The organism is Mesorhizobium huakuii (genome assembly GCF_014189455.1).
GTDB lineage: Bacteria > Pseudomonadota > Alphaproteobacteria > Rhizobiales > Rhizobiaceae > Mesorhizobium > Mesorhizobium huakuii_A.
Map to the genome: position 1 here is coordinate 4,435,419 of NZ_CP050296.1, position 18,029 is coordinate 4,453,447.

An 18,029-nucleotide genomic window follows, 5' to 3' on the forward strand; every position below is an offset into this window, starting at 1 on the left:
TCGGGCGTCCATGCTATCCGCCGAGCCGGAAATACTTGGCAGTGGCTGAAAATTGCGATCCGTCGGTCTCGATCTCCTCGAGAATTTTCGGCAGCACCACCGAGGCCGGCATCGGCGTGGAGATGGCCGCCGCCTGGATATCCTGCGGGCCGGTGATCACCATGATGATCTGCGGCACGGCCTTCCCAGTGGCCTTATCGGCGGCGCCGAGGCCAATCGGAATGCTGAAGGTAGCCTTGTCCGATTGCGCGACGATGCGGTCGTCGAGATTGAACACCATGCCCTTGTGATCGATCAGCAGCACGCTGGAAATGAGCCCGCCGCGCGTCACCAGCGTGCCGCTGATCGGCGTACCATCAGGCACCGATGTCCGGTCGAGAACAAGCTGCGGCTTGTCGGCCGCGGTCTGCCCGAGGAAGCGCAGAAAGTTGGTGACTTCGCATTGGCTCGGCTCGATGAGGCGGACGCTGATGTCGGGTTCGACATGGAATTTTGCCTGGAAGTCGCCGAGCATCCGTTCGAATGGCTGCACCGCCGTGCCAAAACCTTCGATCGCGGCGGCCTTGTCGGTTGACGATGTCATGGTCGCATAGAAACAGTCGCCGCCGCCGAAGTCGCGAACCCAAGAGACACGTTGCGCGAGGTCGTCGACGACCGGAGGGATCGCTGGTTTGGGCACATTCAACGCGACGACAGCCTGGTCCGGCTGTTTGGCCGGCGGTGGCGAGGCGTTTTGGCTCTCAGCGTTCGCGGTATCCGTCTGGCTCGCAGTGGGCTTAGGCGCCGGCACGGTCGCCTTGGGCGCTGCCGGCGGGCTGATCTGAGGCCTGGGCTTCGGGGGCTCCACGGCCTCTGGCTGGGCCGGCGGCGGCGTTGAGACCTTCGCGGCTGGCGGGGCTGGAGCGGTTGTGACAGGCGGCGGAGCTGTCGTTTGACTGCCGCTGGCCATCTTGTCCGGCTGGATTGCCGGCGGTGCCTTTTCGGGCGGCTGCTGCGCTTCGGTTGCGGATGGCTTCAGGGGTGTCTCCGTTTTCGGGGCAACAACGGGCTTCGCGGGCTCCGGCGTCTGCACGGTCTTGGTATCTGCCTGGCTTGCAGCCGATGGCGCACTCGGCTCCGTTTGCGGTTGCGCTGCCATCATCGGCGGCTTCGGGGGTTGCTCGGCAGGCGAGGGGGCTTCGGCAGGCTTGGCCGGCTGCGGCTTTTGAGCCGCCTCTGGCTGATTTTCAGCCGGCTGTGCGCTGGCCTCCGGTTGCGCGGGCGGAATTGGCTTTGCCGGCTCGGGCGGGCTTGCGACTTTGTCCGTCGGGATCGGCTTCGATGGTTCTGGCGCAGGCTTTGGTGGTTCGGGTGAAAGCGATGTCTTGCCGACAGTCGGCGTCGCCGGCGTCATGAAGCCGCCCAGGTACAGGCCGGCGCCTGTAGCGACAGCCAGCGTCGCCAGGGCAGCGATTGCGATGGTTCGGGTTCTTGCGGGTTTTGCGGGGACATTGCTTGCGGCCATGCGTGGCGGGCTGGGGGCTGCCGGAGGCCGCGGTTCGGACAGATGCGCGGGCCGGACATGCGGGACGAAGCGCTGCTCACCCGGACCCGTTGCCGTCGCCGCGCTGTGCCCCGCGACATTGGATGGCTGGGGCTGTGCCTTGGGATCAGGGATAAGGGTATGCCCCGCCGCTGGCAGAGCCGGACGGTCGCGGGGCGTCCGGGATGGCGGCGGTGTTGTCGCTTCGTCTTCGTCGCGCGTCATCCTGGCGATATCAGCCATGCTGTCCGGCCGGTCCTGCGGATCCGGTTGCAGCATGGCTTCGACAATGCCACGGAAATCCTCGTCGATGTCGGAGAGATCGGGCACGGTCCGGCGCTTTTCGATGATCTCGAACTGTGATCCGCTCATGTCGATCGGCTTGCCGCGCAGCGCGGCCGCCAGCACCAGCCCAAGGCTGTAGATGTCGGACTGCTCGCTGACGTCGCCGCTGTACAGCCCGAGCTGTTCGGGTGAAACGTAGTTGTACTTTCCCGCGAACTTTCCGCCGATCAGCGTCTCCCCGCCCACCGTCGCCGATCGCGCTATGCCGAAATCGATGATCTTCGCGCGGTCGACCCGGCCTCCCGGCAGGATGATGTTGTCGGGCGAGAGGTCGCGATGGATCGCGCCCGCCTGATGCACGGCACTCAGGCCGGATGCGAGGCGATGGCAGAGCTTGCGCACCTCTTCCGTCGGCATCGGCCCACGTCGCATGATGTCGAACAGCGACTCGCCGTCGACGAATTCCATGGCGAGATAGGGACGGCCGATCCCGGGATCGATGGTGAAGACGTGGTATCGCACGACCGCGTCATGCGACAGATGGTTGAGGATCGAGGCCTCCTTGCGGAACAAGGACAGGATGGTCTGGTCACGGGCAAACTCGGGCAGCACGATCTTGATCGCGACGTGGTCTCCGGTCTGGATGTTGTGGCCACGGTAGACCTCGCCCATGCCGCCGAATGCGATCCGCTCGTCCAATTCGTAGATGCCGCTGAGCTGTGTGCCGACGGCGGTGTTGGCCACCTGCGGCGATATTCGCGTCTTGTCGTCGGCGCTCATCAGCCTCGGCCCTCCGCTCTGGACAGATCAGGGTGGAGCGATTGTCCATTGCGCTCGTTTGCGATCTTCACCAGTACAATGGTGACATTGTCGGTTCCGCCCCGCGCCAGCACCGTTTCCAAAAGATTTTCGCAGGCCGCTTGAGGCGTTGCCGACACCACCGCTGCCTCGATCTCCGCGTCGGTGACATGGGCCGTCAGCCCATCGGTGGCCAGCACAAAAATGTCCCCCGGCATCAGTTCGCCCTGCTGGAAGTCGATGACGAAGTCGTCGCTGACGCCGACCGCATGCGTGATGACATTGCGGCGTGGCCAGGTGAGCGCCTCGGCCGCGCTGATCATGCCTCGGTCCAAGAGTTCCTGCACCTCGGTATGGTCCTTCGAAATCTGCGAGATCGCGGCGTTGCGGATCAGGTAGACCCGGCTGTCGCCCGCCCACAGGCAGGCAAACCGTCCGTCCATCGCCAACAGGGCGGCGACCGTGGAGCCGATGGTTATGCCGCGCGATTCCGATATGCCGCGGATTTCAGCATTGGCCCGGCTCAGCCTGTCCTCGAAGCGCGCCCGCAGATCCGGAGCCGAGCTTGCGATGCCGATCGTGGCGAGATGGTCGACAATGCTGGCCGACGCGACTTCTCCGGCGTCATGCCCGCCCATTCCGTCGGCCACCACCCAAAGCCCGGTTCGTGGCTCAAGCAGATAATTGTCTTCGTTAACCTCGCGGACACAGCCCTTATGGCTCACGCCAAAGCTGTCAAAGGGAAGGGCGACATCGCTCACCTTGCCACCAAACGCGTCTCAAGCGTCCTCTGCGGCGCACTCCTGGGCGCCCGCTCACGGCAGTCTGCCACAGGCTCGACCATTAAAGTATCGAAATTAAGGTCCGGGCGCCTGCGGCTCATGCCGGGCGTCGACGCGTTGAAAAGCATCGAGCCCATCTCAAAACGCCTTCGGGCAGCTGAAATCGGAAAGTGCCGGAAGCAGGAAGGGGCTGGGGCCGGAGCCGGTCTGGATCGTATAGGTGACGTCGCGCCCGCCGATCACGAAGCGCGCCTGGACATTGCTGTCGGTGCCGGTGATGGTCGCCTTGTCCATGAGCCGCTTCAGCGCCCATGGCCCTTTGAACTTGATGCTGGATTCACGGCCCGGCAGCTCCGGCGTCAGGCTTAGACTGGCGGATCCTGAGGCCGCTCCGCTCGGCCAGGTCACTATGCTTGGCGCATTGCTCGCCTGGTTGCTCTGGACCGTCTGACCATCGACATCGAGCACCGCCGCATCGGCATCGCCATGCAGAGAGAACGGCGTGAAGGTGATGCTGACCGAGGGCGCCGAACCACCCTGGGGAAAGAAGGCGCTGCGGATTTCGGCCGCCAGCTGGAAGTCTTTCAGCGTCGATTTCGACAGGTCGCGGCCGAAGCGGGCATCCTGCTTCCAGCTCCAGTCCTGACCGCTCATGTCGATCAGCGATGCGAGATTTTGCGCGAAGAACCGGTCCAGCAGCCCGCCCGGGGCGAACAGCTTCGCGAAATCCGCCATCGCCATGTCCTCGGTGCCATTGCCGGCGAACGGATAACGGCCGTTGACGGCCGCCTCGCAGGCAGCCGTGACCGCCTGGTCAAGCATCTGGTTCAAATTCGCCACCGAGGTTTCGGTGACGTTGCCTTCGAACTCGTTCGCCGTCGCATTGATCATTCTGGCGAGTTGCTTGGGCAGTCGCGAGGCATTGGCGCGAAGCGTGGCGATCTGCAGCTGCAGATTGGCGTTGACGCGCTCCGTCTGCGAGGGAACGTCGGTCGCCAGTTGCAGGCTCTGGTAGATGTCGCGGAAATTCTGGGTCAAGGCATCGATCGGGCGGTGTCCTGCAGGACCGCTCACCAGGGCCTGGAACGATTTGAACTGCGCTTCGATGTTGGCCCCGGGATTCTGGTTCTGCGCTGCCGCGGATCCTGTGCCGGCGCGGCTTTGCGATTTTCCGGTGGCGATTTGTATGCCGATGCGAGCCAGCCCCTTGGCCATCTTTGCCGCGTCTTGCGACTGGACTTGAACCGTGCCGGCCTCACCCCCTGTGCCTGAATCCTTGCCGGAAGCAGCATCGCGCGTCAGGGCGGTTTCGTCGGCGATCGCCGTAAACAGCTGTTCGATCGGCGAGCTGGGCGAGGCGACGGCGGAAAGCACGACATAGTGCGGCTTGTCCTTCAGCATCGCCTTGAACTTCAACCCGTCGAGAACGCTGTTCCACGCCGTTGCGAACTCCTTCCCATAACGATCGAGAAGTTCGGGGCCGAGCTTGAGCAATTCCTGGTCGATGCCGCCTTGCTCACCACCGCCGCCGAGCACCCACTGGTCGTCGACCAGCATCTGCGCAATATGCGAGAGCTGTCCGAGATAGAAATGGTTGAAGCCGTTCCAACTGTAGAGGCCGGGAACGCGCAGACCTGACAGATCGCCGCCGTCGACACGTTCGAACAGCAGTTGCGCCTCCGATCCGCCTTTGACGGAAACCGAAAAATCCTCCAGCGCTGCCGAATAGACCGCCGACTTGATCAATGCGGAGGCGCGGTCGGCAAGGCTCATGCGCCCGAGCGAGCGTTGAGCGGCTTCGACGAGCGGCTGGTTGAGTTCGAAAACCGGATCATAGGCGTCGTCCAGGGCAAGCATGGCGCGCAAATGCTTTTCGAGCTGCTCGCGTCCGGCGCGGTTGTTTTCGCCTGGATAGCGGTTCTGCTCCCAATCCTGCTTCATCCACGAAACGATCAACGCGTCGTCGACCTTCGGCGCCTTGCCGCCGAGCATCAGATAGATTTTCAACGGCTCGTAGAGCGCGGCGGGATCGGCCATCTTGGCCTGGATCGTCCGTTCGGCCTGGATCAGCAGGCGTGACCGGAACATGCGTTCCAGCGCTTGCCGGTAGGCCGTCTTGGACGCCGAAAGCAGTCGCTCCCGCTGGCTGAGGCCGAACGTCTCCTCGATCGGTGTCGGCATGTCGGCGGTTTCGAACCCGGCCGGCAGATCACGCAACTGGTCGAGCGGGCCGATGACGTTTTCGAGGTCGACATCGGTCACCTCGGTGCTTTTGAGCAGTGTGTCCGCCGTCGTGCGATACTGGCCCATGGCCTGCGTGGTGGAGGCGATCAGCGACCGGTTGGCCGTGAAGCTCAGGGCGAGCGTTCCGAGCGCCGCCGCGGCGATCAATGCTATGGCGCAAAACCCCGCAAATCTGGCGACCGCCGCCCGCCTTGCCGCCGATTTGTCATACGAGACCCAACCGGATTCGGCAAAGATGACGCCCGTCAACAGATCATGCAGAAAGAAGCTTTTGCCGGTTCCGGAAAGATGGGCGCGGGAATTGCTGCCGAAGCTGCGGCCGATCGCGCCCAACACCTGGTCGATTGGCGTTCCCTCTTGCGTACCTGACGAAAAGTAGAGTCCTCGCAGGCTGGCATTCACCTGGCTGCGGCCCGGATCGAACAGGCCGGCGATAAAACTCGCAATTCGGCCCTTCAGCGCCCCGAACTGCGCCGGAAAGCCAAAGATGGATATGCGCGCGGCCGGGTCAGCCTCTTCCTGGAGGCGGTCGGGCATCTCCTCGACCAGCCGTCTTGCCAGCGCATCGAATTCGGCCGGGGCCTCGGCCGCCATGTTCCTGGTGCGATCGGCGGTCTGGAATGTCGCGCCCCAGACCTTGCGCCGGCGGGGCTCGTCGAAACCGCCGAAGTAGTCCATGAAGCCGACAACAAGATCGGCCTTGGTGAACAGCAGATAGACTGGAAACTGGATTTTCAGCGTCTCGTGGATTTCCCGCAGACGGCTGCGGATCTCGACGACGTGGGCGTCAAGCTGTTGATCGTCGAGGCCGATGAGATCGGCAAGGCTGATCGCCAGGATGACGCCGTTTATCGGTTGCCGTGGGCGATATTTCTTGAGCAGCGACAGGAAGGCGAGCCAGCTCTTACTGTCGCTCTGAGCATTGGAATCCTGCGTCGTGTAGCGTCCGGCGGTGTCGATCAGCACGGCCTCGTCGGTAAACCACCAGTCGCAGGCGCGTGTTCCGCCAACACCGGCGACCGGCTGGGCATCGCCTGAACCGGCCAGCGGAAAATTCAGGCCCGAATTGACGAGCGCCGTTGTCTTGCCCGCGCCGGGCGGACCGATGATGATGTACCAGGGGATCTCATAGAGGAAATTGCGCTTGCCGCTCGACCGTTTGAGCGCGGCGATCGCCTCGTTCATCCGCGCCTCGAGCACCTGCGAGTCGCTATCCCCGTCGTCATTGCGGGCAACGGCGATCTCCAATGCCTTTTGCGCCTTGCGCATCCGCCAGAAACGCAATCCGTAGAAGAGCGTCACGGCCGCCACGATCACACCGATGATTGCCGAACGCAGCCAGGTAGGTTCGAGAGGACGGCTGTCGGCGAAGCGGACCAAAGGTCCGGCAAACCACACTGCCGCCGCAAAACCGGCCAGCGCGATCATGCTGAATATCCGCAGCAGCCAACGCGTCATGGCCGCTTCCAACCGGCCCTGCTCACAACTTTTCCTCCTTGGCGATCATCACATCGACACGGCGGTTCTTGGCGCGGCCTTCCGCTGTTGCATTGTCGGCGATTGGCTCGTCCTCGCCCTTGCCGTCCACCGTCAGCCTGGAAGGATCGCTGAACTTCGGCGCCATCATGGTCTCGACGGCCTTCGCCCGGGCGACGGAAAGGTCGAAGTTGGACTTGAACGGGCTCGATTTTCGCGGCTTCACATTGTCCGTGTGGCCGACGATCCTGATGGGGCCGCGCTCGGGTTCCAGGGCGGCTGCGATATCGGCGGCTATCGGCTGGAACTCTGGTTTCGCATCGGCCCTGCCGGACTGGAACAGCAGGACATTGCTGATTTCCACCACGATGAAGTCGCCCTTCGTGCCGACGGTCAGCCCGCCGGCGTCGACGTCCTTGGCCAGTGCCGAGCGGATGCGATCGATCTGCGTGGTGGTGGCTGCGGGAGGGGTGACGACTTTCGCCGGCTCGGCCAACGGTGCCACGCTGGCGCGCTCGATGGCGATCGGCGTCGATGGGTTGAGTGCCAGCAATTCACCAGCGGTAGCGTCGCCTTCATTGGTGATGAAGACCCGCAGTGCGAAAAATGCCGCCGTCAGCAGTGCCGACGCCGCTGCCGCCACGGCCCACAGCGGCAGGCGTGTCCACGACTGCGTCATCGTCGTCGCCAGGCCCTGCCAGCGAGGCGAGATGTCTTCGTCCGCGCGAGGCTTGAAATAGCGAAGCGTTTCGTAGACGTCGCGCCGAACGCGTTCGAGGTTGCTGTCCTCGCGTGTCAGGCCGCGATACTGGCCCTCATACCCCAGCGACAGGCAGACATGCATCAGTTCGAGCAGGTCGTAATGGGCCTCCGGGCTGGCCAGGACCTTGTTCAGCGCTTCGAAAAAGCCCGTGCCGTCGGGCTCGACGTGGAAGAACTGCGACAACATGCTGTGCTGTGCCCAGGCGTCCTTGCGTGGCCAGGGCAGATTCCCGATGAGATCGTCGGCGGTTTCGCACAGGACAAATTTCGCAATCCGCGCATCCTCTTCGGCAACGCCTGCTTTCTCCAGTACCCGGTCGAACTTGTCGATCGCCTCCGTGACATGTTCGGCCAACGGCTCCGCCTGTCTCTCGACCGGGATAAGCCTGAGCTGGCCGAACAGCATCAGCAACGGTGCGGCCGCGGCAAGGATCGGGTTTGCCGCGGAATATCGGACACTGTCGGTGACATTGAGCAGGGTCTCCTGCCGCAGAGCCGACGTCGGCGCCGTTACTGGAGGTGTTCCTTGATAGATCACGGTCCCCGACGTCCAGCCCGGCGGTGTATGTCGGCCGACGCCGGGATCGAACACGGTCGATTCCTTGACCGGCGAGGGATGCCCGCCATCCGCGACGGGCTCCTGAGCGACCGGCGCCGGCTTTCGCTCCCGCCGTGGCGTGGCGCGAATGACGGTCTTGCCCGCCGGGCCGAAAGGATCGTCTTTCGAGTTCATGGCCGATCGTCCGTCCACGCCCGGCACCCGCGCTCTTGCCGGACAGGCGCAAGGCCGCTCGCGATCGGGTAAAACAAAGGCAGGCCCTGACGACCAGGGCAGTGTCTTGAGGACGGTCGGCTACACCTTACTATCCCGCCGTATGATGACATTTGCCGCAGACCCCCAGGTCGATAAGCCTTACCCGCTTGGCGAATTGTCGTATGCGATCGTAATCTCAGAAACTCTCGATTGGAACCGAATGCCGGCCTATTTCTGCTTGTCGGCCTTGGCGTAGGCTTCGCTGAAATAGGCCAGGAATATGTCCAGCATGCCGTTCTCGTGCGCTTCCTCCATGGTTCGCCAGGTCGCGACAAAAGCGTCCCAGGCCTGGCTCTTCTTCGACGAGAACGACGTCGGCGGAAGCTTTCTTCCGATCGCTTCGGGAGACAGGTCGTCGAGCAGCCGCGACAGCGCGGCCTGCATGGCGGCATAGGTGGCGAATTCGTGCGTCTTCAGATCTCGGAATGCATCTTCGATGCTGCGCCTGGCATCAAGATAGCCGGCCCGGCGCCGTGCGAACATGATTTCGAGGATGTCGTCGGTTGCAGGAACGAATTTCAGGGGATTGTTGTCGGCGGCGCTGATCATCGTTCGCTGCGTGCTCTTGGCCAGCATTTTCGCCGCCGCGCGCGCTTTCAGCAGCAAGGTCAGTTCCTCGACCACCGTGCGCAGCACCGTACCGATTTCGGCGGCAACTTCATGCGGGTCGCGCGCTTGCAGCAGTTCCGGCGAGATGCCGGCCGCGATCGCGATTTCCCGCAGCACTTCGTCCCTGGTCGAGGGCAAAAGCGGTTGCGACGGGAACGTTGACGCCGCACCCCGCTGCCCGGACCGTTGCCCCGCGGGATCGAAGAACGGCCCATCTCCGAATTCCGCCGGCCGGCCTGCCGCGACGGACATTTCGCGCTGCGTCGCACCGTGGCCGGGATGACCTGTCGCGGCGCGCTCCTCGTCGATCGAGACGAAGATGACATAGCGGCCGATCAGCATCCGGTCGCCATTGCCCAGCCGATGCGGGCCGGTCATGCGCTGGTTTGATCCGTTGATGTAGGTTCCGTTGCGCGAGATGTCGTGCAGCCAGAACGCGCCTGCCTCGTAGCGGACCTCGCAATGCCGTCCCGAGATGAACTTGTCGGGGTCCGACAAGGTCCAGTCGCAGGCATCGCGTCCGATTTCGAAGCTGCGATCCCGCGCCGCGTAGCCGGTCGAGAGGCCAGGCGGCAAGGCGTCGACATTGTTGATTTGCAGGCTGATATACATCCAGGATCGCCACCGAATGCTGACCGATACTCCACATTCTAGCAGTTTGCACATCCAACAGGACAGCGGCGTTTCGAGCCGATGCATCGACATGGTAAGGTTTTGCTGTCGTGCATGCTCTTTGGTAGGCGCGACAACATGTGGTAGGCTCAACATGGCCTGGTGCGGCGGGCCCTGAAAAGTTCCCGATGAGCTGGCGGGAACTTCAAATCCACCGCGCCGGCGGCCGCGTCCAGGAGGGGCACGACCCATGCCGAACGAACGTGCCACGGTTGTGCAGACGCCGGCCGGCGCCGACCTGACCTTCACGCATCTTGTCGGGCGCGACGAGATCAGCCGCTGCTTCGCCTATACGGTCGGCTTCGTCAGCCCCAAGGCGGATATCGATCCGCTGAAGATGCTGGGCGGCGTGGTTTCGGTTGAAGGCGAATCCGATCCGAAACGCTGGTTCAGCGGCCTGGTGTCCGAGTTTCGCCTGACCCGCATCGAGGACCGGCTGGCCTACTACGAAGCGGTCGTCAGGCCGTGGCTCTGGTTTCTCGGCAACGCCACCGATTGCCGGATTTTTCAGAACATGACCGCCGTCGAGATCGTCGAAAAGATCTTCTCGAAATACGGTACGGCGAAATTCGAGAAGCGGCTGCAAGGGTCGTACCCCTCGCGCGAATATTGCGTGCAGTTCGACGAGAGCGACCTGGATTTCGTGCAGCGCCTGCTCGAGCACGAAGGCATCTTCTATTTCTTCGAGCATGACGAGGGCAAGCACACGCTCGTTCTGTGCGATACGATGAGCAAGCTGAAGCCGGCGCCGGGCTACGAGAAGATACTCTATAATTTCGAGGGGCAGGGTTCGCGGCGCGACGTCGAATACATCACCGAATGGATTCCGGGCAGTTCGGTGCGGCCGGGGGCTTATGCCCATACCGACTATGATTTCAAGAAGCCTGGCGCCGATCTGATGGCGAAGTCCGCCCAGCCGTTCAGCCACAAGGAAGCCTCCGGCGAGAATTATCGCCAGCCCGGGGCGCATCTCGATGTTGGGCGCGGCGACACCCTGGCCGGTATCCGGCGCGAGGAACTCCAGGCCGTGCACCAGCGCATCACCGCGGTCGGAACCGTGCGCGGCCTCCATTCCGGCTGTACATTCAAGCTGGAAAGCTTTCCGCGCGATGACCAGAACCAGGAGTATCTGGTGATCAGCGCCGAATACAGGCTGTTCGATCCGGGCTACAGGACCCAGAACGAGGCCCACAGCGAGAATTACAAGATCGTGCTGGGTGTCGCGCCGACTGCCTTGCCCTACCGCGCTCCGCGGATCACGGCGCGGCCGATCATGCGCGGGCCGCAGACGGCGACGGTGGTCGGTCCTTCCGGCGAGGAGATATTCACCGACAAATATGCCCGTGTGAAGGTGCAGTTCCACTGGGACCGCCTCGGCAAGAAGAACGAGAACAGTTCCTGCTTCGTGCGTGTCTCGCAGACCTGGGCCGGCAGCGGCTGGGGCTTCATCCAGATACCGCGCATCGGCCAAGAGGTGATCGTCGACTTCCTCGAAGGCGATCCTGACCTGCCGATCATCACTGGCAGGGTCTACAACGCCTCGCAGATGCCGCCGTATGGCTTGCCCGGCAACGCAACGCAATCGGGCTGGAAATCCAACTCCTCGAAAGGCGGCGGCGGTTACAACGAGCTGATGTTCGAGGACAAGGCCGGCTCGGAACTGGTCAATTTTCAGGCGCAGAAGGACCACAACCTTCTGATCAAGCACGACCGCACCAAGCTCGTCCAGCACGACCAGTCCGACCGCATCGACCACGATGCCAAGCATTCCGTCGGCCACAACCTCGACGAGGACGTCGGCAACAACAAGACGGTCAAGGTCGGCGTCGACCAGACCACGAATATCGGCAACAACGACACCGAGACGGTGGGCAAGAACCGCTCGCTGACGGTGGGGGCGAATGAGACGATAGGTATCGGTTCGAACTCGACGGAGACGATCGGCTCCAACCACTCGCAGACGGTGGGGATTGTCCAGACCGTCACCGTGGGCGCTGCCCGCATCGACACGGTCGGTGCATCCGAGACGCGAAGCGTTGGCGGGCCGCAGACAAACACCATCGGCGCGACACGGTCGGTCACTGTAGGGTCAGCGCAGAGCCACGACATCGGGGCGGCCGACAGCTGGAATATTGCGGCGGCGCAAAGCGTCAATGTCGGCGCCGATCAGAGTTTCGCTGTCGGCGGGGCGCAATCGTCCGAGATAGGCAAGGCACGAACGGCCAAGATCGGCGCCGACGACGCCACCGATGTCGGCGGAGCGCATGCTCTCAAGGTCGGCAAGGGCAGCGGTATCCAGATTGCCGAAGACAGTTCGATCAATGTTGGCAAGAATCTGGTGATCGAAGCTGGCGACTCCATCACGCTCAAATGCGGTGACGCGACGATCACGATGAAAAAGGACGGCACCATTGTCGCCGACGGCAAGGACATTACACTCAAGGGCAGCGGCAAGATCACCGTCAAGGCCGACGGCGACGTGATCGTCAAGGGAAGCACGATCAACAACAATTGAGGGCGTCATCATGAAAGTGCTGGATCGCATCGACGGCGTCGTAATCGGCCTGCTCATCGGTTTTGAGGGCGGAGCGCCGCTGGTGGTCTTCGTCGGCAATCCGCGCGAGACGGCGATTGCCGCGCGCAGCCTGACCGAACTGGATGTTTCGGCGATCGGTTCGGAGCTGGCGCTCCTGTTCGAGGAGGGGGATCCGACGCGACCGCTGGTCGTCGGACGCATCGTCGATCCGGCGCACAAGGAGAGGAAACTGTCGGTTGTGCGCGAAGGCGATCGTATCGTCATCAGCGGCGAAGAACGCATAGAACTGCGCTGCGGTCTGGCGTCGATCATTCTGGAGAAGGACGGCCGCGTGACCATTCGCGGTACCCAGTTGACCAGCCAGGCGAGTGGGACCAACCGTATTCGCGGCGGGGCCGTGCACCTCAACTGAGGCATTGCCGATGCATCGGGTCGCGACGATCGCCGCCATCGTGGATCAGCACGCCGAAGATGCGGCTTTCCTCTGGCTTCGCCGTCGCCGGGAGATCGATGGCCCTATCCTTGATGAGACGGATATCGGCCGGATCGACCAGCGTCTCGAAGCCAATCTCGAAGGGCTCATGGCTGCCGGCAAAGCCGGCTGGGAAGCTGCCCAAGCCAGGTTCACGGACTATGCCGAACCGGGTGAGCTTTTCGTGATTGGCGCACTGGCATTGCGTTGGGGGGATGCCGATCTGATCGAAGTCGCTCTCAACAGTGCCGCGACGCTGGGCGAGCATGGTTTGTCGAGCCTTTCCGCCGCGATCGCGCGCACGCCGCGTGAAAACCTGCGGCCGCTGGTGGCGAAATGGCTGGACAGCCGGGATGCACTGCAGTGCTGCCTCGGCCTATCGGCGCTCTGGCACCATCGCGTGGATCCGGGGCCGCGTCTTCCCGACCTGGCGAACCATTCCGACGCAAAGGTACGCAGCCGCGCTGTCAGGCTCGCCGGCGCCATCAAGCGCCGCGACGTCCTGCCGTCCGTGCTGACCGGCCTTGACGGAGAGACGCCGAAGGAACGCTTGACGGCGGCCTTGGCCGCTTGCCTGCTTGGCGAAACGCGGTCCGCCCATCCCGTCATCGACAAGATCGTGCTGACGGAACCGGGGCTTGCGGCGGCGGCGATCGAAATCCGCCTGCTGACGAGTGCGGCGAAGGCCGGCAAGGGCTGGCTGCAGAAGCACCTGGAGCAGCCCGCGCTTCGCGGCGTGGCGACAGCGTCGGTAGGCCTGTTTGGCGATCGCGCGGTGATGCCCTGGCTGATCGAAAAAATGCGCGAGCCGGAACTTGTCGTTGCCGCCGGTGCGGCATTTCGCGACCTGTTCGAGGTTGATTTCGGCGACACTGACCTTTTTGTCGTCGACCCGGCTTTGCTCGGCAAGGATTTCGCCCATCTGGACGACGCCGCGCTCCCGGTGGCCGACAAGGTCAAGGCATGGTGGGACGAGGGACGCGGTGGGCGCGATCATCGACCTTTCCGGTCGATGCGCCTGTTGCGGCTCAACGCGTTGCGCGCGGCACTGGCCACAGCTGACACGCCGCTTGCCGATTGGCGCGTCACCCGCCGCTTTCCAGCCTGGATGTGAGTTTCAGCGCCGGGTCATCCGGGCCATCACCGCCGCGGCGCGCAGGCCGTTCTCCGAGGCGAGTTCGCAGACGGCGGTCTTTCCGGCCGCGTAGTCATTGAGGAAACTGTCGGCAGCCAGCATCAGCGCAAGCGCCCCGCCGGCAGCGCCGATGTCGCCGATGGTCATGGCGGGGAAAGCGGTGGGCAGCGTCTCGCGGCGCGTGCGGTAGAAGCGTGGCCGCGTGATCAACTGCTCCCAACCGCTGTAGCGCTCGCCATTGCTGTTGCTGATGACAAAATCGATGTCGGGCTCTGATGGGCCCGATCCGGTCACGGCATCGCGCAAGGCGCCGAGCAAGGCGCGACCCTGACTGTAGCGTTCGGAAAGAACGCTGTCTGTTTCTTGGGCCAGGCCCACGCCGTGGATGGCGGCATGGACGGGCGCATTTCCTTCCGGGCTGCGCGTCAGCCGGACGAAGGCCGCCGCCTCGCCCGGAACAAGGCCTTGTGCGTTGTCTTCTCCCTTGAGACGCCCAGCCTGCCCCAGTCGAGCGAAATCCGTGTCGTTGACGAGACTGTCGACCCCACCGAGCAGAACCTGCTCGACGCCTTGCTGCTCCATCATTTCCAATGCGCGTTCGAGCAGGCCAATGCTTGCGGCCGCGCCGCCGTCGGTTGCCCGTGATGCCGGGTGGAATTTATGTCCGGTCGCCGACATCACCGCCGCCAAGAAAGCCGACGGGGCAATGTCACCATAGGCCGGGTGATTGCGAAAGCTTTCGGGTGGTGTCAGCAAAATAGCGGTCCCCTCGGATGCGATCTTGCCGCTTTGCAACGCTTCGCCGATGGCTCTTGCGGCCATATTGACCAGCCAGACGCCATTGCTTGGACGCAAGCGCCGGTGGGAGGGAATGCGTGCGACGATCTGAGTGGCGCCGAGCGGGTCGGCTAGCACCGTCTCCTCGAAGGCGGAGAGGCTCGCGCGAATTGCTGCAATGGTCTGCCGCGCGTTTAACCCTGCCGCGGTGACCGCACCGGCGCCTGCGACATAGAGCGGCCGCTTCATGGCTGCCAGACCGGCTGATCGCGCAGCGTGCCGTCGCCGCCGAGGGGAGAAAGATACTCTTTGCGCTTACGTCGTGCCAAAAGCAGTGCTGGCGTGACATGGCCGAAAACAATCTCACGCAACGCCGGGGCGTTGCGGCGCGTCACGAAGGACAGGCGTGCCTTCAGCGTCACGCGCCAAAGGTCCGGCTCGATGATTACAGTGTCCGGCGCAAAGGCGTGTACCACTACCCTGTCGTCATAAATCAACCTCACCGGTGCCGTGATCCGCGGCAGTCGGAAGCTCCAGCGTCCCGTCGGTGTGAGGCCGACGAGCGACACTTCCTCACCACCGGTAAGCCGCGGCAACTGTTGATCTGCCGGTGCGCAAAGGTGGTGTCGCGGATCGAAATCCTTTGGCGGCAACGGCCATTGCGTGTCGACCCAGTTCTGATCATAGGTGCCCGCAAAGCCGAGCCGCGGCTGCCAGCCACGGCCCAGTGCTGCAAATCCTGCCGGCCTTGGCCGGTCGGCAGGGCTCAACACCGGCTCGCCTGGATAAGTGATGTTCGGCGCCTGTGTCCTGACGGCAGGATCCGCCGAAGCGGCATGATGGAACCCGACGCCGACCGGATTGCGTGGTTCGACTCTCCCATCCTGCGTCGTGCCGCCATAGGCGCGCTCGTAGACGATCGGCATCGTCCTGAAAGGATGCGGCGCGCTGTAGCTGCCGGCATCGTAGATGCGATCGCCGGCGACGTTCAGCACTTTGCGCACATTGCCTATGCTCAGACCCACTTGCATCTCGCGCACCGGTCTGCCGTTTGTGGCATAGGCCGTTGCGTTGACGATCACTTCCGCGGCGGGCTTCACCGGGGCGATGTCTGCCTCGTATCTGTTGGAGGACAGGGTCGGGTTGCCGAACGGAACGTCACCGAACGTGACCGGCAACTGCTCGTCGGCCGGTCGCAGTGCGCCGTTTGACTCTGGCGACTCGAAGCTCGCCGAGAGCATGGCCACAAGCACTTCCTGACCGTCCGCATTCAACTGCACGTGGGTCGCGGCAGCAAAGGGTGTGCGGTTTTCGAGCCAGACGTCAAAGGCCATGACTCAGCTCCAGTTACCGTTCTCGTCGAGCCCGATCGGCCAGTACGGCATGCAGGTGAGCAGGCGTACATAGTCCTTGAGGCCTCCTTCGACCAGCCAGCCCAGCATGGCGACTTGCGGTGGAACGCGGTCGCCCGGCGGAAGGGTTCGGTTCAGTTCGTCGAACGACAGCCAGTACGTGCGAAAGAACCAGACAACCTCGGACGCGGAGGCGGGTCCGGCAAGTCGCTTGTCATAGGCCAGATCAATCGCTTCCGATCTTTTGTAGCCGTCCGAGACGAAGGCTTCGACGCAATCTTGCCACCACGCATCGCCAATCTCGTATGTCGTCGCAAAGTCCGCGACATATTGGGCATAGAGGCGTTTGTGCGCGTCGGTTGCATCGGCGAGCGGTCTTTCCCGGCCTTGATCGGGAATTTCTCCGTAAAGATCGGTTGGCGCACCCAGCAATTGGCGCACGGCTTTCTCGACATTGTGCACGATCTTGAAGGCCATCTCAGCAGAACTCCTCGTCGGGAGATTGACCGATGGGTACGAAAACAAGGCCCCTGACCAGTTCATAGACATCGGGTGCGACGTTGGGCAGATCATCGACCAGCAGGTCAATCGGAAGCTGGAAATCGACCTCCTCGGTCTCTCCATCCGTCCCCCAGTCGCTTTCCTTTGTCTCGCCGCCGCGGGGGGGCTCGCGGCTTTCGTTATCGAGATTCAGGGTATCGATCTCGAGGAAGTACTTGCGAAAGACATGGAGAACCCGAGGGTGAGCAGTCGGTCCGGCCGGCCACCGAGCTTCGAAATCATTCTGTGGAACCGAACCGACAAGCTCGGACGGATCACGAACAGCGTGGGCCTTCCACCAGGCCATGACCGCGGGCAGGATCGTACGCATTTCAGCGAGGTATCGCGCCTGAATCTCCTTGTAGCGTTTATCCATCTCCATTCCCCTCTAGGAGCGCCCGGCTCTGATGCTGGCGCCAATCTTGGAGACCTTTGTGCCTTGTGTGTTGGAGTGCGCGCGACAATGCGGCCTCACCATCTCAGGCTTGCTCATGAGTTCCTTGAACGCGTCAGGCGACGGTTTGAGATGGCAGCCGCCGAGTTCCCATGCACGGTTCAGAGGCGGCTGATGATCCGGTGTCATTTTCTTTCGATCACGGTTTTTGTAGCGTTTTTTCCCACCGGAATCGGCCTTGCCGTAGTCCTCCTCGCGCATCCATTTGCCGCCTGGTGTCTTGGCCCGCTTTCCTGCACGGATCTGTTTTGCGCACTCCCAGCACTGCTTGCCGTAAACCTCGTCCTTCTGGGGTTGTTTGATGCTCGGGCGGTGCTTGTCGCTGTCGTAGGGCGTCTTGCATTTGCTCTTGCGATAATCGCTGCCAAGCGCCGCTTTCAGGATCACAAGCGCGCCGGGTGCGGTGCAGTTCGGCGGTCTGCTGGCTTCATTCTGGAGTAGCGGATCGCCATGGCGACAGACGCCCTTGCCTTCGACTTTCACCGTGAAAGACCAGAGCGTGAAGTTGCCCTTGCCCTTGGTCTTGTGCGTTATGACCCCACCGCCTTGCGTGCCTGGCTCATTGCCCGTGCTTGTCGCGATCTCCGAAACGTCCTCCAGGCACGTCGGATTGCCGTCGGCCTTGACGCTCTTGCTGCCCTTTGTCAGATCGCTGGCGAACAGCATATTGACATAGGGGACGGGCAGGGGGCCTGCCGGGGGTGGCGGCGGTGTCAAACAAACGTCACCCGGCGCGATGCCCTTGCCGTCACTGCCCTTGTGGAACCATCCCATTTTCTCGGCGAATACGGTGCATCCC

Annotated in this window: 13 protein-coding genes; 3 read left to right on the forward strand and 10 right to left on the reverse strand. The window is 63.0% G+C overall.

The window, feature by feature from the left end; genetic code table 11:
* Positions 1 to 13 precede the first annotated feature (13 nt).
* The 5 genes from HB778_RS21480 to tagH all read right to left on the reverse strand — a co-directional run bounded on the left by HB778_RS21480 (position 14) and on the right by tagH (position 9,904).
* Positions 14 to 2,587, reverse strand: coding sequence for a serine/threonine-protein kinase (locus HB778_RS21480; protein ID WP_183456768.1), 2,574 nt, complete (start codon positions 2,585 to 2,587; stop codon positions 14 to 16).
* Positions 2,587 to 3,366, reverse strand: a complete 780-nt coding sequence (locus tag HB778_RS21485; protein WP_183456771.1) for a PP2C family protein-serine/threonine phosphatase — start codon at positions 3,364 to 3,366, stop codon at positions 2,587 to 2,589. Before HB778_RS21485 ends, HB778_RS21480 begins: the two co-directional genes overlap by 1 nt.
* A 159-nt stretch (positions 3,367 to 3,525) precedes the next feature.
* Positions 3,526 to 7,089, reverse strand: coding sequence for a type VI secretion system membrane subunit TssM (gene tssM / locus HB778_RS21490; RefSeq protein ID WP_183456773.1), 3,564 nt, complete (start codon positions 7,087 to 7,089; stop codon positions 3,526 to 3,528).
* A gap of 22 nt (positions 7,090 to 7,111) precedes the next feature.
* Positions 7,112 to 8,602 carry a type VI secretion system protein TssL, long form gene (gene tssL / locus HB778_RS21495; RefSeq protein WP_183456775.1) on the reverse strand — a complete coding sequence of 497 codons (1,491 nt, stop codon included), beginning with the start codon at positions 8,600 to 8,602 and terminating at the stop codon, positions 7,112 to 7,114.
* 249 nt (positions 8,603 to 8,851) lie between these two features.
* A complete protein-coding gene (gene tagH / locus HB778_RS21500) occupies positions 8,852 to 9,904 on the reverse strand; it encodes a type VI secretion system-associated FHA domain protein TagH (RefSeq protein ID WP_183456777.1) in 1,053 nt (350 codons plus the stop codon).
* A 250-nt stretch (positions 9,905 to 10,154) separates the two neighbouring features.
* Here tagH and tssI point away from each other — a divergent pair, with 250 nt between their 5' ends.
* Genes tssI through HB778_RS21515 form a run of 3 tightly spaced genes read left to right on the forward strand, consistent with a single transcriptional unit; the run spans position 10,155 to position 14,086 of the window.
* Positions 10,155 to 12,479 carry a type VI secretion system tip protein VgrG gene (gene tssI, locus HB778_RS21505; RefSeq protein ID WP_183456779.1) on the forward strand — a complete coding sequence of 775 codons (2,325 nt, stop codon included), beginning with the start codon at positions 10,155 to 10,157 and terminating at the stop codon, positions 12,477 to 12,479.
* Positions 12,480 to 12,489: 10 nt separating this feature from the next.
* Positions 12,490 to 12,912, forward strand: a complete 423-nt coding sequence (locus HB778_RS21510; RefSeq protein WP_432421197.1) for a DUF6484 domain-containing protein — start codon at positions 12,490 to 12,492, stop codon at positions 12,910 to 12,912.
* 10 nt (positions 12,913 to 12,922) lie between these two features.
* Entirely contained in the window at positions 12,923 to 14,086 is a 1,164-nt protein-coding gene (locus tag HB778_RS21515; RefSeq protein WP_183456781.1) for a hypothetical protein, read from the forward strand.
* 3 nt (positions 14,087 to 14,089) lie between these two features.
* On the opposite strand, the gene HB778_RS21520 is transcribed toward HB778_RS21515, so the two are convergent.
* Genes HB778_RS21520 through HB778_RS21540 form a run of 5 tightly spaced genes read right to left on the reverse strand, consistent with a single transcriptional unit; the run spans position 14,090 to position 18,004 of the window.
* Positions 14,090 to 15,133, reverse strand: a complete 1,044-nt coding sequence (locus HB778_RS21520) for a hypothetical protein (RefSeq protein ID WP_183456783.1) — start codon at positions 15,131 to 15,133, stop codon at positions 14,090 to 14,092.
* The gene (locus tag HB778_RS21525) at positions 15,130 to 16,218 is read right to left on the reverse strand and encodes a DUF2169 family type VI secretion system accessory protein (RefSeq protein ID WP_183456785.1); all 1,089 of its coding nucleotides are present in this window, start codon (positions 16,216 to 16,218) and stop codon (positions 15,130 to 15,132) included. Before HB778_RS21525 ends, HB778_RS21520 begins: the two co-directional genes overlap by 4 nt.
* A gap of 3 nt (positions 16,219 to 16,221) precedes the next feature.
* On the reverse strand, positions 16,222 to 16,713 hold the full coding sequence (locus tag HB778_RS21530) for a hypothetical protein (RefSeq protein ID WP_183456787.1): 492 nt from the start codon (positions 16,711 to 16,713) through the stop codon (positions 16,222 to 16,224).
* Position 16,714: 1 nt separating this feature from the next.
* Positions 16,715 to 17,152, reverse strand: coding sequence for a hypothetical protein (locus HB778_RS21535; protein ID WP_183456789.1), 438 nt, complete (start codon positions 17,150 to 17,152; stop codon positions 16,715 to 16,717).
* A gap of 12 nt (positions 17,153 to 17,164) precedes the next feature.
* Complete coding sequence (locus tag HB778_RS21540; protein ID WP_183456791.1) at positions 17,165 to 18,004, reverse strand: DUF4150 domain-containing protein; 840 nt, start codon at positions 18,002 to 18,004, stop codon at positions 17,165 to 17,167.
* Positions 18,005 to 18,029: the final 25 nt, after the last annotated feature.

Bases quoted from the DNA above. Each gene is read 5' to 3' on its own strand.
- HB778_RS21480 (WP_183456768.1), bottom strand. From the start codon at position 2,587: ATGAGCGCCGACGACAAGACGCGAATATCGCCGCAGGTGGCCAACACC.
- tssM (WP_183456773.1), bottom strand. From the start codon at position 7,089: ATGACGCGTTGGCTGCTGCGGATATTCAGCATGATCGCGCTGGCCGGT.
- tssL (WP_183456775.1), bottom strand. From the start codon at position 8,602: ATGAACTCGAAAGACGATCCTTTCGGCCCGGCGGGCAAGACCGTCATT.
- tagH (WP_183456777.1), bottom strand. From the start codon at position 9,904: ATGTATATCAGCCTGCAAATCAACAATGTCGACGCCTTGCCGCCTGGC.
- tssI (WP_183456779.1), top strand. From the start codon at position 10,155: ATGCCGAACGAACGTGCCACGGTTGTGCAGACGCCGGCCGGCGCCGAC.
- HB778_RS21510 (WP_432421197.1), top strand. From the start codon at position 12,490: ATGAAAGTGCTGGATCGCATCGACGGCGTCGTAATCGGCCTGCTCATC.
- HB778_RS21515 (WP_183456781.1), top strand. From the start codon at position 12,923: ATGCATCGGGTCGCGACGATCGCCGCCATCGTGGATCAGCACGCCGAA.
- HB778_RS21520 (WP_183456783.1), bottom strand. From the start codon at position 15,133: ATGAAGCGGCCGCTCTATGTCGCAGGCGCCGGTGCGGTCACCGCGGCA.
- HB778_RS21525 (WP_183456785.1), bottom strand. From the start codon at position 16,218: ATGGCCTTTGACGTCTGGCTCGAAAACCGCACACCCTTTGCTGCCGCG.
- HB778_RS21530 (WP_183456787.1), bottom strand. From the start codon at position 16,713: ATGGCCTTCAAGATCGTGCACAATGTCGAGAAAGCCGTGCGCCAATTG.
- HB778_RS21535 (WP_183456789.1), bottom strand. From the start codon at position 17,152: ATGGATAAACGCTACAAGGAGATTCAGGCGCGATACCTCGCTGAAATG.
- HB778_RS21540 (WP_183456791.1), bottom strand. From the start codon at position 18,004: ATGGGATGGTTCCACAAGGGCAGTGACGGCAAGGGCATCGCGCCGGGT.